Raw genomic sequence first — 15,045 nt, forward strand, 5'->3', positions numbered from 1 at the left:
ATAGACTGGGAACATGAATGATGACTGCAATCTCCCACAAAGCGCCCGCGCAACTAAAATCGCAGCCGGATATTGGGTACTAGCGCGTGCCGGAAAACGGGTGCTGCGGACAATGTAGACTGAGGGCATGCCGCAGCGCCGTGAATACTGGGACTCCCGTCCTCTGTCCACTCCCTTGGGTTGGATGTATCTGGCGGCCAGCGAGCAGGGGTTGACGCGGTGTGTGTTAGGTGAAAATCCGACTAAAACGCACGCTCCAGGCGATAGTCTCCATACAAATACCGCACATCAGGCGCCTGAACTTAACGGACGCATCGCGACTGAATGCCCTATTCCCGGGATGCCAACTGCTGCTCGCAATCTTTGCAATCTGACAAGAAGCCAGCTTGAGGAATACTTTGCCGGCACCCGCCGCAGCTTCAGGATTCCGCTCGACCTGTCCGGCAGTGAGTTTCGCCGTCGTATCTGGCAGACCTGCGCCGCTATTTCCTACGGTCAAACCCGCACCTATTCTCAGTTGGCGGTGGAGGCTGGCAGTCCTGGCGCGGCGCGTGCTGTAGGCCAGGCTATGCATAGCAACCCAGTGGTAATCATCGTACCGTGCCACCGAGTCGTGGCGGCTCGTGGTCTGGGAGGATACGGGCCCGGGATTGAGATTAAACAATGGCTTTTGGACTGGGAGAGACAGCACGGACGCTAAAAACCTTGGCGGTTTCCCAGATGACCACTTCCGCAGAGGTCTCGGCACGCCGGCGGGCGCAGCCCGAAAAGCCCGTGAACTCGGATGGCTCTAAACCCACCGCCTGTGCGTCGAAGCACCCAGACTATCTAGGATAGGTAAGGCTTACCTAATCTTATTCTGATAGACTGGGAACATGAATGATGACTGCAATCTTCCACAAAGTACTCGTGCCACTAAAATCGCAGCCGGACATTGGGTATTAGCACGTGCCGGAAAACGGGTACTACGTCCCGGAGGACTCAAACTTACCAACCGGATGCTCCAAGCAGCTGATATAACAGGAAAGAGAGTTGTAGAGTTTGCGCCCGGATTAGGCAAAACAGCCAAAATTATTATTGATGCGCCGGTCGAGTCCTATACAGGGGTAGATCAAGACCCGGACGCAGCCCAGCGGGTGCGAAACATCGTTGCAGACAGCGGCGGCAGAGTGGTACAGGCAGACGCCCAGGATACCGGTTTGGAGTCGCAATCGGCCCAGGTGGTGGTGGGTGAGGCGATGCTCACCATGCAAAGCGAGAAAAACAAAGAAAAAATCGTTTCAGAAGCATACCGCATACTAGAACCAGGCGGATGCTACGCGATTCACGAACTCGGGTTAACCCCTAACGATATAGACATGCAGTTAGCTGATGAATTACGTAAGCGTCTTGCACAAGTTATTCGCGTGAACGCTCGTCCCCTCACCGAAAATGAATGGCGCAAGGTACTGGAAAATGCTGGTTTCGTTATTGAATGGGTCGGTTTTGAACCAATGGCTCTGCTGTCGCCACGGCGTAACCTAGCTGATGAAGGTGTTAAGGGGGTGTTGCGGATACTCAGTAATGTTCTACGCGATCGTGAGTTACGGTCGAGAATTTTAGAAATGCGCACCACGTTTAAGCACTACCGTAAGAATCTAACCGGAATTGCTATAATAGCTCGTAAACCCAGTAAATAGAGATAAATGTCGAAGGAGATTCAACATGGATTCAAATGAAGAATTGGTTACTGCCGGTCTAGGATACATAAACAATCTTGCAGAGCTAATTGAGTATTCCCCGAACTCTACTGTTTCTAAAACCCTAATGCGTGCAGAAGGAGTAAATGTTGTGCTATTTTCCTTCGACAGCGGCGAAGAACTATCAGAGCACACCGCTGCTATGCCGGTAATTGTGCAAACCTTGGAAGGGGAAATTGAAATCACCGCCGACGGCAAAACTGTAAAACTGCTTCCCGGCGGAATGGTGCACTTTTCTACCCGCTTACCACACGCAGTTAAAGCCTTGACTCCTGCAAAAATGGTTCTCTATATGCTCAGCGAGCAGGGTAAATAGCACCCTTTAGGTATCCGACGATACGAAAGCACTAAAATCAAGAAACTACAGCGTCACTATTGCGCCGTTTGCTTTTGATCAGCGGCACGAGTGGCGGTGAACAGCGAGTTGCGCAGCTCCTCCATTGCGTTATTGACCCCGCCGGGGTTGGACGGCAGCATCAGCGTCTGGGTGTTAGAGGCTTTCGCGACTTCCTGTAACGTATCGAAGTACTGGGTCAACAGCAGCATTTCTTGGGCTTCCGAACCAATCCCGGCATCGCGCAGGGATTCATACTGGCTGACCAGACCGTCCACGATAGCTTTGCGCTGAGCGGCGATACCTTCACCTTGCAGGCGCTTGTATTCCGCGTCGGCCTCAGCCTGTTTCACAATCTTGATTTTTTCGGCCTCAGCCAGGCTCACTGCTGCCTCGCGCTCCCGCTGGGCGGCGTTGATTGAGTTCATGGACGCCCGCACGGTCGGATCGGGGTTAATGTCAGTGACCAAAGTATTAATAATCGCAAAACCGTAGGCGTTCATAGCCGTAGCCAAGGTCGTCTCGACGTCTTGGGCAATTTGGTCCTTGGAAGAAAACGCCTCATCCAAGTCCAGTTTGGCCAGGGAGGTACGCACCCGGTCGTAAACGTAGGACTGAATCTGACGTTCTGGATTGGCCAGGCGATAGTAGGAATCAACCACGTTTTGAACCTGGTACTGCACCGAAACCGGAATCGTGACGAACACGTTGTCTTTCGTTTTGGTTTCCACTACGGAATCCAGCTGCATGATGCGCAGTGGAACTTTTTTCGCAATCTGATCCACGAACGGAATCTTTACCCGCAGACCGGGCAGAGCGACCTTGTGAAACTTACCAAAACGCTCAATCACGTAGTTCGTCTGTTGCTTCACCACAAAGAACATCCCGCCCGCGATGAGCAACACTAAGATGACGAGGGCGATAATCGACATCCCAAAAAGACCCCCGACAAAAGCCAAAAATGCTTCCATTTGCAAACCCTTTCAATCAACAAAAACCTAACCTTACAACCAACTTTAGCGCCTCACTTGCGTGATGGAAACTCGAAAATCCTGGTACCGACCCAGAACTGGACGAACATCATCACCACCATCAAACCAATCGTGGCAGCGAACGCCCAGGGTCCCAGAAAGAGGGTCATGGCGTAGGTGATTCCGCCGTACGCCACCAGCGCGGCAGCGGCGAGGGTGTCGGCTACGTTCAGAGCTGCGGAGACTTCGCCGTGGCGCTGGGGCGGGGTCAAGGAGAGGGCGTGGACAGTGGCCAGCGGGAAAATCAGGCCTTGACCCGAACCGGCGATGGCCCATCCCACCAGCACAAACCAGGGGCTGAAACCGGGCAAGACCGCCAGGAGCACCACCAGGGTGCCCGAAATTTGGATGATGGGACCGATGATAATCAGCCAGCGGCGGTGCGCCGGATCCACAATCCGGCCCTGAATCCATGAGCTAAATGCCCAGGTCATTGACGAAACCGTCATTGACAGGCCGGCCATGGTCGGTCCCCAACCGTGAATTTCTTTCAGCAGCAGGGGCAGGTAGAGATCTACGGTGACGAAAGTGCCGTTCAACAGTCCGCGCATCGCCACGGTGGCGGGGACGCCACGCACCGCTAGGAAAGTGCCGGGAGGCAGAATGGGGCGAGCCGCGAAGAACAGTGCCAAGGTCAGGATGAGAGCGGAAATGATGAGCAGCGGCGAGACCGTTTCACGTTCCACCCCGGAGATAACTTGCAGGGCACCAATCAAGATGCCGCTAAAGATCGAACCCCAAAGCAGGCGGGGCGAGGGACGAAACGGTACAGGGTCATGCAGTGGAGGAAATTGGCGAAATTTTGGCCACAACACCGGAAAGAACACCAGAAACAGGATTGGGCAGATTCCGAAAACAAAACGCCAATGCACATAGTCCACCAGGAACCCCGCCACCAGTGGGCCGACCAGGGAAGGCACCACCCAGGCGATGGCAAAGACCGCAAAAAAAGCCGGCTGCTTGTGCGGTAAGACGTAGGAGCCCACCATCACGTAGAGGGGCACAATCAGCAAACCGCCTCCGAGGCCTTGAATCGCGCGTCCCACCACGACAAACCAGATGTTGGGGGCGAAACTCGCCACCAGCAATCCCCCGGTGAAAGCCACGATGCCCGTGTAAATTACGGGTTTCGGGCCCTTAGTATCGACCCACGCCCCGGCTAGGGCAGTGGTAATCAACTGGGTGGACATGGAGATTCCGGCCGCCAGCGCGAACAGATTTTTACCGTCTAGGCGGTCCACGATGAAAGGCATGGCTGTGTTCACCGCGATTGCTTCAAAAGCAACCAAGGTAATCATCCCGGTAGCGATGATTTTAAACCAGGCTGCTAGGTAACCGCTGAGATAGTTATTTCCCTTGTCCTCAGCTGACTTCTGGTTGCGTCCCGATGCTTCCACGCCGTCCACGGATCTACTCACTCCCTCATCACTCAAAAAATCTCCCTGCCGGAACCCTAGGTTAAGGCCCCGACAGGGAGTTCGCAAAAATTATTCAGTCTCCCCAGATTACAGATCAGAGGCCTGCAAGTAAGGCTGGTAGCGGTGGCATTGCACCGGAATCTGCCAGGACAAACGATCCTCCTGCAGTTCTTTCAGCACAAGCTGCAGCGCCACATCACTGTAGGTCATGTTTTGGTGTCGATGCACATCCGCCGGGCACACGTCTTGGAGCACCACGTTATTGACGTTGCTGCCTTCCAGAAATTCACTGGTGTAGGGGGTGACGACCGTGTCCAACTTGGTGGTAATCACGGTGTAGTCGATGTTCGGGTAAACCTCAATATCGTCATTGAGCTGGTTAAAGAACTCGGAACCGACCAGCTGCTGCATTAAACCGGTCTGGTTAGAGCTGTGGAACACTTTGTCGTCAAGGGTCGGAATTTCCTGGCGCAGCCAGTTAACTAGGTTCAGCATTCCTCCCAAGGTCGTGCCGTGGTTGTTCGGGGTCAAGCCAATGAGCTGGTCGACTTTTTGGTCCCCGCCGTACCACTTGATGTACGCCCGCGGCAGCGCCCCACCGCCTTGAGAATGACCCACCAAATCAACCTTGGTGGCGCCGGTAGCCGCCAAAACCCGATCGACAAAACCGGCCATAAACGCCGCGCTTTGCTTGATGTCTCCACTAAAGGCTTTTGAGTCGTTGATGACGGTTTCACCCTTAGCGTTCTTTGAGGTCGCAGGGTTGTAGTTAAACGTAAATACGCAATAACCGGCCTGTTTCAAGCGCGGAGACATGTAGGACCAAGCACCAAAAGCATCGTTTCCGGTACCCGGAATCAAGACGACCGGTTCCGTGCCTGGAGCTGGCTTGCAGTTGAAATCATTGGCGCCCAAAGGCGTCATCCCCGGGTGTAAAGCCGCCTGGCTCAAACCCACCATCGCCGTGTGGTAATCAGGGCCGTATCCATTGGCAGGAATTCCTCCCGGGGAACTCGGGGCCTCAATGCCACCGATATTGTCAACATTGAGTTCCGCAGGAGCCGGAAGAGCCAGCGCCGCATTAGCGCTCAGACTCAACCCTAGAAATGCTGCCCCAGCTGCCGCTGCGATACGAGTTAGTTTCTTCAACTCAGTCTCCTTCTTGGTTTGGATTGTCACAAGTTTCCAGGGGCTGTTTTTCGTGCTGAGGCTGTTGTCCGCCACGACTACTCCGTCAGTTCCTTGAATAAATCCTAAAAGGATTCTGAAAGAAAAACAACTCTTTGTTCCTGACAAACAGGGGCTGTTTTTCCTAGTCAGGGCCGTTTCAAAAGCGCGACGGGGAGGTTGTGCACCGCCTCGCGCCTCACGCACTCACTTTCCGCCATCATGAGTGGGCTTCCAATGAGAACCTACCGTATGGGTGTCCCCCGTGACAATGGTCAGGTCGTTACGAATGTTTGAACCGGTCAGCATCCCGCGAGCTATCGGAATCAGTTTATGAGCCACCGCTATTCGCACCAGCGGCACAATCAGCTCGGCAGCCTGGGCGGGGACTCGTCCGATGTACGTTTTCTTATCCAGGTAAGCTCCCAAGCCACCACTGTCCTCCCGCATCCACAGAGCCACCGGCACCGTCTTGCCGGTAGAAATATAGGGGTGGAGCGGAGCAATGTGATCATCGTAATCTTCCAAAGGGATTTCTTCCCCCGGGGGCAAAATCGTGAAAGCTTGTTTCGGGAACATATTGACCGGCCCTACCCCACCTACGGGAGGTAAACTCAAGGTCACCCGGTTTGCCAAACGCGACTTGGTGCGCTGGGCCCACAGGTGGCAAGGCACCACCAAGTTGAGTTCTTGGGAATCCAAGCCATTGAGTTCCACCACGTATTTGCCAGCGGTAGCGTGATCCAAATAGCCCACGAAGTGGCCTTGAACCCACACGCAGACGGCCGCGTAATCATCAGGATTGTTTCGGTCACGCACCAGGTAAGCCCAGTCGTCAAACTCCGCGCCATGAATATCGTCCACGTTATATCCAGCGAACAGCGCCGCGAAATCGTCTTGCAACTCCAGCGAGTCCTCGACGGTGGCAAACGTTGACGGCGCTTCCCACCCGGCAAAACTTTTGACATATGGACGAACCGGACCGCTCGTAACAGGCCTGCCCTTAGAAAACAACCCCACGCCGTTCCCCTTTCGCTAGTTTTACCTGCATTCCTTACGTTTTTACGCGGTGAACCTAGTTTCAAGCATAACTAAAAACGTTACGCTCCAAGCCTGGTTGGCGGCTTTTCCCGAAGTTTTCTAAAGAATTCCAAGGCGTTTGCCGCCAGTTTCGAGGTGTATTCAGTTGACTTCCTGGCAGTTTTTCGGTGCCCGCGGATAGGGTCCCAAGTTGCCATCGCTGAGGTTATCTTTCGAGAGCGCACCTTGGAACTGTTCGCCCAGCAAGACGTTAATCTCTGAACCGCGATTCAAATCAATCCTGACGTCAGCTTCCGGCAGCGCCCGCGCCAACGAAAACGCTTTCGCCACATTGGCCTTGCTGGTATTAATCCGGGCTGCCCCGGCGTAGGAATCCGGCGAGTTACCAACCGCATTGACCTTGACTCCAAAGTCTTTCAGCCGCTGTGCCGTCTGCGTAGCCAGACCGTTTTGGGAGGAACCGTTGAATATATTTACCGTCACTCCTTGCAGGGAAACCGGCTTTCCTTTCGGGGGGCATGGCGGCACTTTCGCCTTAGCCTCCTCGGACAAAACGAAAGAATTACCGAAAGGCAGGGACACTATACCCATAGCAAAAGGTAGGGAAACCACCAAAACCGCCGCCATCGCCAGAACTATCCAGCCAAAAATCACGGTTTGGCGCGCCAGAGTGTGACGCCGCCGCTTGGCGCGTATTTCCTGAGATTCACCCTGGCCTATCAGGTCCTTCGCTTCAATCCTGGGCATCGCTTCTTCCTTGCGCGTCTCGCAGTTCTTGATCCGCGTGACGCTTCGAGTAGGCCTCCGAATGCAATTCCGTTCCAGCCGGGGCGGAAGCCGGGGAGGCTTGCTCCAGCTTGGTGCCACGAACGTTAGAAATCGCCCGCATGACGTGATACATGATGATGGCACCGAAAGAACCCATCGCGATACCCTCGAACTTTACGTCACCAATGACCAAGGTGTAGTTCGCGATAGCCATCACCATCGCCACCGCGGCCGTATTCAGGTTCACCGGGTCAGCGAAATCTACCTGGTTCTGAACCCAGATACGCACCCCCAGCATCCCAATCATGCCGTACAGAATCGTCGCGGCTCCGCCCAGAACCCCCGGCGGAATGGTGGCGATAATCTCACCGAACTTGGGCAGCAAAGACAGGGCCAAAGCCCCGATAGCAGCAACGATATAAGCCACGGTGGAATAGACCCGAGTCGCGGCCATAACGCCGATGTTTTCCGCGTAGGTGGTCGTACCGGAACCGCCGCCGCTGCCGGCAATCATGGTGGACAAACCGTCCGCAATCAAAGCCCGCCCCGTCAGGTCGTCGAGGTTCTGACCGGTCATGGCGGACACAGACTTTACGTGTCCCACGTTTTCGGCGATGAGTACCAGCACTACCGGAAGGAACAAGCCCAGCAAGGCGGGGCTAAACGCCGGGGCGTGGAAAGTCGGCAGGCCCACCCAGTCGGCCTTGCTGATAGCTTCAAAGTTCACTTCGTGACGAATCACTGCCGTCGCATATCCGATGAGTACCCCGATGAGAATCGACAACCGCCCAATGATGCCTTTGAACAGAACGGTAATCAGCAGGACTGACAGAATGGTCACAGTGGCCGTCACCGGAGCCTGTTTCACGTTGTTCCAAGCCGAAGGAGCTAGGTTGAAACCAATCAAAGACACGATGGCACCCGTCACGATCGGCGGCATAATCCGGTCAATCCAAGTCGCACCCGCGAAATGAACCAACACCCCGACCAACAGCAGCAGGGCACCAGCGGAAATCACCCCGCCTTGTGCCAGAGCCATCTTGCCGGAGTCAATAGGTGCCCCGCCGCCGGAAACGTAACCGGTTACCGCACCGATAGGAGCAATCAACGCAAAGGACGAACCCAAATACGAAGGCAGACGCCCCGAGGTGATGAGGATGAACAGGATGGTTCCCACACCCGTAAAGAACAGTGTGGTTGCGGGAGAAAACCCGGTCAGCAACGGAACCAGGAAGGTCGCGCCGAACATAGCAACAATGTGCTGAGCCCCGATGCCTATGGTTCGCGGCCAGGTCAAACGCTCGTTGGGCTGAACGACCTCACCGGTCGTGATGTGCTTGCCGTCCCCATGCAATTTCCACTTGAAATTGCCGGTTTTCGTTTCTGACATTTTTCGTCCTTCCTTGCAGACTCCCGGATTTTGTCCCTCTCATCCTAGTACGGCCCCGGGCGCGCAAAAAAACGCCTGTTGCGTTAGGCTAAACGGGTGAGCGATGCCTATGTTTCGGATTTTCCCGGCCTGGAAAAGGTCGACCCGCGAGAGGTTTTTTCCCGAACCGGATACAGGGATTCGACACAAAAAATCCCCGGTGTCGTCATCACACTGTTTGTGATTGCCCTAGCCAGTTTCCTGGTACCAGTGTTTCTTTCAATAGCCGCCGTAGTCGTGGCGGTGCTGGCTGGCGGGATGCTGCGGGTGCGTACGCTTTCCTCCGAGCATCTTCCCGGCGACGGGCTGCTGCGAGCCGCATTCGGGCTGTCATTCCTGTCGATAGCTTGGGGCTTCGTATGGTTCCTGGTTTGGATAATCACTAAAGTTACTGTGACTGTCGTCCCGTTTTAGCCGCTACGCCAGACGCGGTTCCCGGCTTCAGTTCGAGGAAAGCGCTCCGTATCAGTCGACAAAATTACTCGTCGGCAGGCTCGTCAGGAATTTCAGAGGACAGCAGACGGCGAATCTGGAACTTTTGAATCCAAGTGGTCCACAGGATACCGCAAAGCGTGGTGACGACAAATGCAATAACAGCCAGCCAGGGTTGTCCCACCAGAGCGCGCGCCACGATAATGGCGGACAACAAACCAATGGGCATAAAAGACCCCAACCAAATCACCTTGTACCCGGTCGGATCATAGAAACGTCCCGAACCAATACGACTGGCGAAAGAGTATGTGAACAGCAGCACAATCGACATCAACACGGTAAAGGCAATCAAGGAAAGAAACGCGTTCAAAGCGGACACGGCCGCCCCGCACACGCCGCCGAACAGGGAAATTACCCAACGAATCCATCGGGGAATCGCGACGATCCGAGCCAGCACCTGGCGGGCGTGCTCGGGATCACGAATCGACTCCATGATTAGGCTGATTTCGTACCCGGTGTAATACGACGGGTGTTCACGGGCGATGTAGGGAATCTCGTAACGGGCGTCCACCTCGGGCACTTCGCCTACAGCCAGACCTACGGCTCGCATTTGCAGGCCATCAGAATCTTCGATTTCTTTAGGGCTCAGAATCGTCGCCGCAGCCATATTTGACACGGGCTGACCCAGCAGTTCCTTGAGGGACGGACCCGCATTCGGATCGCCAGGAAGAGTGAAGCTCCCAGACTTTCCTTCGGATCTGTTTTCCCTCTGGCTGACATCGCGCTTTTTACGCCGGGATGCTCGACCGACCACGGCGGGCTGGTCAGAACCCAAGGTCGGCATATTAAAGGGCACCCGCGCGCGGATGTCTTGCAAATCAGGATACTGTTCCTCGGTGCGCTGCACTACCAGACGAGGATCCATGGGTTGGGGTGCATACCGGGGATCAGGAGCCCCCATGGGAGGGTATCCCACGGGCGGTGGAACAGTTCCTGCCTGACTGAAATCACCCGGCTGGTTTTGAGCAGGATATCCAGGATAGCCAGGATATTCAGAACCGCTGGGAGCTGGCCGCGAGCCACCGGAGAAAGGCGGCTGAGCCATATGGGAATTCCCGTAGCCGTAACCAGCGTATGCACTAGGATTCAGGGGCTGGCTGTTCGGGTCATAAGCCGGCATCCCCATCGGTGCCGCTGGCGGCATTCCCATCACATCGTTCATACCATCAGGTTCCCCACTGAGAGGCACCGCCCCACCGTCGTAGGGTGCCGCCGGGTCGTTGAGAGGCACCGCACCTCCCATGGGAACGTTGAGGGAAACCATATTGTCACTACTGGCAGCGCCGCCGTAGCTCTGGGGAGGAACTGCCACAGAATCGAGCGGAACCGCACCTGACGGAGTGCCGCCCAGGGAAACCAGGTTCGGGTTGGCATTTGCAGGCTTGGGCGCAGGTCTGCCTCCCTGACCGCTACCGGGCACGTTTACGCCAGTCATAAACCTGTAATCCTCCTTGAGCATACAAATACCTGGACACCATTGTACAAGGTTGGAACAGGTGGGGTCGCGTGATTCTGTAAAGAAGAATTAAACTCTTCCCCACTCTTTAGGTCACTACCTTCTCGGCGTGGCGAGTTGGCCCCCGCCGTCCAACATACCCGGGCAAACCTCGATTTATGCAGGCTTCGCCCGATTAGTGCCCCAGCATTCTCACCAAGATACCCAGCCACAGCCCTGTCAGCTTCTCGCGGCGAACCTTAATTTGCCGAACTGGCAATGTTTAGGTATCTTTTTATGGCGTTGTTTTTATAAACAGCCGCACACGCGCGAGTGGCGGAATTGGTAGACGCGCACGGTTCAGGTCCGTGTCCCAGTGATGGGGTAGGGGTTCAACTCCCCTTTCGCGCACGCTTCCGGGATTTCCCGGTCTGGCCCAGCGCCGGTTTCACAGCCGGTTTTGCTGGGTTTTTTCTTATTTCCCAAATGTTTATTATTCTTTCATTGTTAACATGACATCGAGGGAAAGGGATATCATGAACAAATTTTTCACTCGCGCCGCCGCATTTTTAGGCGCAGGCGCTCTGGCTATTTCTCTGACCGCTTGCGGCGGGGGCGGCACCGGTGACGCAAACGTTTTGACCGTAGGTGCTTCTCCCACCCCGCACGCCAAGATTCTGAAGTACCTGCAGGATTCCGGCGCCGCTGAAAAGGCCGGAATCACCATTAAAGTTAAGGAATTTTCTGACTACATCACGCCCAACGAGGCTTTGAAAGCCGGGGACATCGACGCTAACTATTACCAGACCGTACCTTACCTCGAGGAGCAATCGGCGTCTCGCGGCTACAAGTTCACCGCCAGCAAGGGCATTCACCTGGAACCGGTAGGTGTCTACTCCAGCAAAATCAAGAGCCTCGACGAACTCAAAGATGGCGCCAAGATTGCCGTCATTAACGACCCGTCGAACCAGGCACGCCAGCTCAACTTGCTGGCAGCTAACAATTTGCTCCAGCTCAAAGGCATGAAAGACGTCTCGGTCGTGAACGTCAAGGCTAAGCCGGCGGCTAATCCTCACGGTTTCCAGTTCACCGAAGTTGACGGCGCTTCTGAACCGTCCCTGCTTCCTGACGTGGACATCGCCGTTATCAACGGAAACTTCGCGCAAGGCGCGGGTCTGAAGCCCTCTGAAGCTTTGGCTGTGGAGGACCCGAAAGGTAACCCGGCCGTGAACATCCTAGTGTGGCGCGCTGACGAAAAGGACAAGCTCGACGCCATTAAGAAGCTCGATGAGCTGCTGCATTCTGACGTGACCAAGAAGTACATTGAAGACACCTGGCCCGATCAATCGGTCCTCCCGGCTTTCTGATAATAGCTAGCTCAAAATATTGGCGGTCAAGGCAAAACCTTGACCGCCAATATTTTAAAATCTCAGTTCAGACCAGCCCGTAGAGACGATCTCCGGCATCGCCCAAACCGGGCACGATATAGGCATCCTCGTTCAGGTGGTCATCCACCCCAGCCACGACAACACTGACTTCCGCCCGGTCACCCACCGCGTCAGTCACGGCCTTGATTCCCTCAGGAGCAGCTAGGATACACGTGCAGGTGACGTCTCGAGCGCCACGTTCCAGCACGTAGTTGATGGCCGCTACCAAGGTTCCTCCCGTCGCCAGCATCGGGTCGACGATGAAGCACTGGCGCCCAGACAGGTCACTTGGTAACCGGTTAGCGTAGGTTTCAATCGCGAGGGTTTGTTCGTCGCGTTTCATCCCCAAAAATCCGACTTCCGCGGTCGGCAGCAGGCGAGTCATGCCTTCGAGCATCCCCAAACCAGCGCGCAAAATCGGAATCACGATGGGGCGCGGAGCCGCCATGACCTGGCCTTGTGTCTTCGTGATGGGGGTCTCTACGTCAATCGTCTCCACCCGAACGTTGTGGGTTGATTCGTAGGCCAACAAAGTCATCAACTCGTCCACGAGCTGGCGAAACATCGGCGACGGGGTGTTTTTGTCGCGCAACAGGGTCAATTTATGGTTAATCAGCGGATGATCCGCAACATATAAGTGCATGGTTTTAACTTACCGCGAAAGCACCTCGCCTCGCGTGAAGTTCACTCGGGCGGTTAGAGTTACTTTATGGTTTCCTCCAGTGTTCCTTCTGTTCCCAACTTTTCTGCCGATTCCTCTAGGAATTCACCAGGCGGGGACGCGGCTTACGGTTTGTCCCCGGCAGAAGTGCGGGCGTTGGATACCGCGTTTCATCTAGCTCAGCAGGCGGGACAGAGCGGAGACGTTCCGGTCGGGGCTGTCGTGTTAACCCCGGAGGGGATAGTGGCGGGATTGGGGCTGAACCAGCGCGAGTGTCCGCCTTACGATCCCAGCGCTCACGCGGAAATTGTGGCGCTGCGGGAGGCCGCGGGCCGGCTGGAACGTTGGAATCTCAAAGATTGCACCCTGGTGGTGACGTTGGAACCTTGCACGATGTGTGCCGGAGCCATTGTGAACGCCCGCATCTCGCGGCTCATTTTCGGCGCGTGGGATCCGAAAGCCGGAGCCTGCGGGTCGGTGCGCGATGTCGTGCGTGATAGCCGGCTCAACCATCAGGTGGAAGTCAGAGGCGGGGTGGACGAACCTCGGGTAAAATCCCTGTTGAGTGGGTTCTTTGGGGAACGCAGGTAGGCTCCGGCACGGCTCGGGTCAGACCGTGAGTTTCTCGACGACTTGCCGCAAGGAATCTTCGTCCCCCACGTTGCCCGGAAAGACCACGTAAGGAATGCCCGCCCCTGGACCGTCTGGGGCGCTCCAAAGCGACACCAACCCCTCCAACATGGGACCACGCACCCAAGCGCGGCGTATCTCCAGTCCTCTCGCCGCTACATCAGAAGACGTAATCCCCCCCTTTGCCACCACAAACTGCGGTTTCACCCTGCCGATGACTCCCTGCACGACACGCACCACCGCCTGCGAAACCAGGCGGGCAATGCGCAGCGAATCGGCCTGGTCCTGGCCTTTTACCAGGTTGCGGGAGGTGTAAACCACTACTGAACCGCTCTCTAAGGCCCGGCAGACTTCGCTTATGACCTGTTGTATTAGAGCGTCGTGCTGGTCTTGGCTGATAACCGCCGCCACCTCGATTTCCACCTGTTTCAGAGGAACGCATGACTCTAATCGAGTCAGTTGCCGGGTCGTCAGTCCCACGTGGGAACCCACCACGATGAGGCCCCCCAGGACGAGGATCCGGCCAGACGTCGAATCGGGAATCCGCGTCAAAGCAATGTCCGGAGCCTGCAGCGGCCGGGGAATGTCTTGACCTAGGCGAGCCCGCACGAAAGAGGGACCGGTGCGATAGATAAATCGTTTCCCCTGCGCTTCGGCCCGCAGAACCGCTAAAGCCAAGAGCCGCAGGTCATCCTCGCTGAGGGCATCGCAGACAAGCGGTTGGCGGTTTGCGGCGGACAAGAGCTTTCGCAACGCCTCGTCCCCCGCGTCCCGCTGGCGCAAATCCTGCAGGTCAATCCGAATGACCGCTTCAGCCCGGTATTGGCCCGCGGATTTTTCCTCGACCCACTGCGCCAAATCCGATTGTTCATACCCAAAGGTCGCGTCCTTAGCGAACTCGGACTGACCTACCGGAATGAAACCTTCGCTCGGCGAACCCGCATAGTGAACCCCGCCGACGGTGACGCGGCCAGCCTCAGGAAACGCCGGCACGATGATGACCCCGTCAACCGTTTGACCCCGCTTTTCTAACTCAACGCCAATCGTGTTGGGTTCCAACGGAAAATGCCCGCGCAAGGTGGAATCAGACCGGGAAATAAACGCGACTTCCCGCCCCAGTGTCGCGCCCGCACGAGTGGCGGCGGCTACGATTTCCTGGTTAATCCGCCGAGCTGAATCCGGATCCAGAGAGCGGGTATTGGTCACCACGTACACAGCTGGCGCAGCGGTGCCCAGAGCCCAGAGAAAATCCGTTTCTTCCCACTTCATCAGCACCGGTAAGTCACAAACTGATTGGCTGCCGGTAGGGTCGTCGTCGAGTACCACAAAGAAGGGGCCGGGATGGTCCGCCTGGGCTTGGCGCACCTGAGATGCGGATACGACAAGCGGCGCCGGCCATCCTTTCGTCAGCTCCTCCAGGCTCACCAAAACTGCCGGAGTATCGCTAGGTTTAGCCATAAACCCTCCCAAAAT

The 15,045-nt window shown here is 55.9% G+C and carries 15 protein-coding genes, 1 tRNA gene and 1 pseudogene; 8 read left to right on the forward strand and 9 right to left on the reverse strand.

What is annotated here, in order from left to right; all coding sequences use genetic code 11:
- Positions 1-13: 13 nt before the first annotated feature.
- The 4 genes and pseudogenes from RDL66_RS09015 to RDL66_RS01455 all read left to right on the forward strand — a co-directional run.
- A pseudogene (locus tag RDL66_RS09015) lies at positions 14-109 on the forward strand (SAM-dependent methyltransferase); the annotation flags it as partial.
- Positions 110-127: 18 nt separating this feature from the next.
- Complete coding sequence (locus tag RDL66_RS01445; protein WP_295026278.1) at positions 128-700, forward strand: methylated-DNA--[protein]-cysteine S-methyltransferase; 573 nt, start codon at positions 128-130, stop codon at positions 698-700.
- Positions 701-875: 175 nt separating this feature from the next.
- Positions 876-1,679 (forward strand): methyltransferase domain-containing protein, encoded by an 804-nt coding sequence (locus RDL66_RS01450; RefSeq protein WP_308534695.1) that lies wholly within the window; start codon positions 876-878, stop codon positions 1,677-1,679.
- Between the two features lie 25 nt (positions 1,680-1,704).
- Positions 1,705-2,055: a cupin domain-containing protein gene (locus RDL66_RS01455; protein ID WP_308534696.1), complete on the forward strand. Its 351-nt coding sequence runs from the start codon at positions 1,705-1,707 to the stop codon at positions 2,053-2,055.
- Positions 2,056-2,111: 56 nt separating this feature from the next.
- On the opposite strand, the gene RDL66_RS01460 is transcribed toward RDL66_RS01455, so the two are convergent.
- The 6 genes from RDL66_RS01460 to RDL66_RS01485 all read right to left on the reverse strand — a co-directional run bounded on the left by RDL66_RS01460 (position 2,112) and on the right by RDL66_RS01485 (position 8,888).
- A complete protein-coding gene (locus tag RDL66_RS01460) occupies positions 2,112-3,044 on the reverse strand; it encodes an SPFH domain-containing protein (RefSeq protein ID WP_296180081.1) in 933 nt (310 codons plus the stop codon).
- A gap of 53 nt (positions 3,045-3,097) precedes the next feature.
- On the reverse strand, positions 3,098-4,537 hold the full coding sequence (locus RDL66_RS01465; RefSeq protein ID WP_308534698.1) for an MFS transporter: 1,440 nt from the start codon (positions 4,535-4,537) through the stop codon (positions 3,098-3,100).
- 72 nt (positions 4,538-4,609) lie between these two features.
- Entirely contained in the window at positions 4,610-5,671 is a 1,062-nt protein-coding gene (locus tag RDL66_RS01470) for an alpha/beta fold hydrolase (protein WP_308534700.1), read from the reverse strand.
- 225 nt (positions 5,672-5,896) lie between these two features.
- Positions 5,897-6,709 carry a hypothetical protein gene (locus RDL66_RS01475; protein ID WP_308534702.1) on the reverse strand — a complete coding sequence of 271 codons (813 nt, stop codon included), beginning with the start codon at positions 6,707-6,709 and terminating at the stop codon, positions 5,897-5,899.
- Between the two features lie 162 nt (positions 6,710-6,871).
- On the reverse strand, positions 6,872-7,477 hold the full coding sequence (locus RDL66_RS01480) for a LytR C-terminal domain-containing protein (RefSeq protein ID WP_308534704.1): 606 nt from the start codon (positions 7,475-7,477) through the stop codon (positions 6,872-6,874).
- Entirely contained in the window at positions 7,464-8,888 is a 1,425-nt protein-coding gene (locus tag RDL66_RS01485; protein ID WP_308534705.1) for a solute carrier family 23 protein, read from the reverse strand. The genes RDL66_RS01480 and RDL66_RS01485 overlap by 14 nt, the downstream gene beginning before the upstream one ends.
- Positions 8,889-8,984: 96 nt before the next feature.
- Between RDL66_RS01485 and RDL66_RS01490 the strand changes: the two genes are divergently transcribed.
- On the forward strand, positions 8,985-9,341 hold the full coding sequence (locus tag RDL66_RS01490) for a hypothetical protein (protein ID WP_308534706.1): 357 nt from the start codon (positions 8,985-8,987) through the stop codon (positions 9,339-9,341).
- 64 nt (positions 9,342-9,405) lie between these two features.
- On the opposite strand, the gene RDL66_RS01495 is transcribed toward RDL66_RS01490, so the two are convergent.
- The gene (locus tag RDL66_RS01495) at positions 9,406-10,854 is read right to left on the reverse strand and encodes a hypothetical protein (protein ID WP_308534707.1); all 1,449 of its coding nucleotides are present in this window, start codon (positions 10,852-10,854) and stop codon (positions 9,406-9,408) included.
- A gap of 327 nt (positions 10,855-11,181) precedes the next feature.
- Between RDL66_RS01495 and RDL66_RS01500 the strand changes: the two genes are divergently transcribed.
- Both RDL66_RS01500 and RDL66_RS01505 read left to right on the forward strand, forming a co-directional pair.
- Positions 11,182-11,265 (forward strand) — tRNA-Leu (locus RDL66_RS01500).
- Positions 11,266-11,390: 125 nt separating this feature from the next.
- Positions 11,391-12,221, forward strand: a complete 831-nt coding sequence (locus tag RDL66_RS01505) for a MetQ/NlpA family ABC transporter substrate-binding protein (RefSeq protein ID WP_299295792.1) — start codon at positions 11,391-11,393, stop codon at positions 12,219-12,221.
- 67 nt (positions 12,222-12,288) lie between these two features.
- Here RDL66_RS01505 and upp read toward each other — a convergent pair whose 3' ends face one another.
- Positions 12,289-12,924 (reverse strand): uracil phosphoribosyltransferase, encoded by a 636-nt coding sequence (gene upp, locus RDL66_RS01510; RefSeq protein ID WP_299295790.1) that lies wholly within the window; start codon positions 12,922-12,924, stop codon positions 12,289-12,291.
- Between the two features lie 66 nt (positions 12,925-12,990).
- On the opposite strand from upp, the gene RDL66_RS01515 reads away from it, so the two are divergent.
- Positions 12,991-13,533 (forward strand): nucleoside deaminase, encoded by a 543-nt coding sequence (locus RDL66_RS01515; RefSeq protein ID WP_308534710.1) that lies wholly within the window; start codon positions 12,991-12,993, stop codon positions 13,531-13,533.
- Between the two features lie 18 nt (positions 13,534-13,551).
- Here the strand turns inward: RDL66_RS01515 and RDL66_RS01520 are convergent, their stop codons facing one another.
- Positions 13,552-15,030 carry a four-carbon acid sugar kinase family protein gene (locus RDL66_RS01520; RefSeq protein WP_308534711.1) on the reverse strand — a complete coding sequence of 493 codons (1,479 nt, stop codon included), beginning with the start codon at positions 15,028-15,030 and terminating at the stop codon, positions 13,552-13,554.
- Positions 15,031-15,045 lie beyond the last annotated feature (15 nt).

Origin of the sequence: uncultured Mobiluncus sp. (assembly GCF_902488535.1) — a bacterium.
Classification (GTDB): domain Bacteria; phylum Actinomycetota; class Actinomycetes; order Actinomycetales; family Actinomycetaceae; genus Mobiluncus.

What these genes read in the sequence shown, in the direction of transcription:
- RDL66_RS01445 (WP_295026278.1), top strand. Translation starts at nt 128, where the DNA reads ATGCCGCAGCGCCGTGAATACTGGGACTCCCGTCCTCTGTCCACTCCC.
- RDL66_RS01450 (WP_308534695.1), top strand. Translation starts at nt 876, where the DNA reads ATGAATGATGACTGCAATCTTCCACAAAGTACTCGTGCCACTAAAATC.
- RDL66_RS01455 (WP_308534696.1), top strand. Translation starts at nt 1,705, where the DNA reads ATGGATTCAAATGAAGAATTGGTTACTGCCGGTCTAGGATACATAAAC.
- RDL66_RS01460 (WP_296180081.1), bottom strand. Translation starts at nt 3,044, where the DNA reads ATGGAAGCATTTTTGGCTTTTGTCGGGGGTCTTTTTGGGATGTCGATT.
- RDL66_RS01480 (WP_308534704.1), bottom strand. Translation starts at nt 7,477, where the DNA reads ATGCCCAGGATTGAAGCGAAGGACCTGATAGGCCAGGGTGAATCTCAG.
- RDL66_RS01485 (WP_308534705.1), bottom strand. Translation starts at nt 8,888, where the DNA reads ATGTCAGAAACGAAAACCGGCAATTTCAAGTGGAAATTGCATGGGGAC.
- RDL66_RS01495 (WP_308534707.1), bottom strand. Translation starts at nt 10,854, where the DNA reads ATGACTGGCGTAAACGTGCCCGGTAGCGGTCAGGGAGGCAGACCTGCG.
- RDL66_RS01505 (WP_299295792.1), top strand. Translation starts at nt 11,391, where the DNA reads ATGAACAAATTTTTCACTCGCGCCGCCGCATTTTTAGGCGCAGGCGCT.
- upp (WP_299295790.1), bottom strand. Translation starts at nt 12,924, where the DNA reads ATGCACTTATATGTTGCGGATCATCCGCTGATTAACCATAAATTGACC.
- RDL66_RS01515 (WP_308534710.1), top strand. Translation starts at nt 12,991, where the DNA reads ATGGTTTCCTCCAGTGTTCCTTCTGTTCCCAACTTTTCTGCCGATTCC.
- RDL66_RS01520 (WP_308534711.1), bottom strand. Translation starts at nt 15,030, where the DNA reads ATGGCTAAACCTAGCGATACTCCGGCAGTTTTGGTGAGCCTGGAGGAG.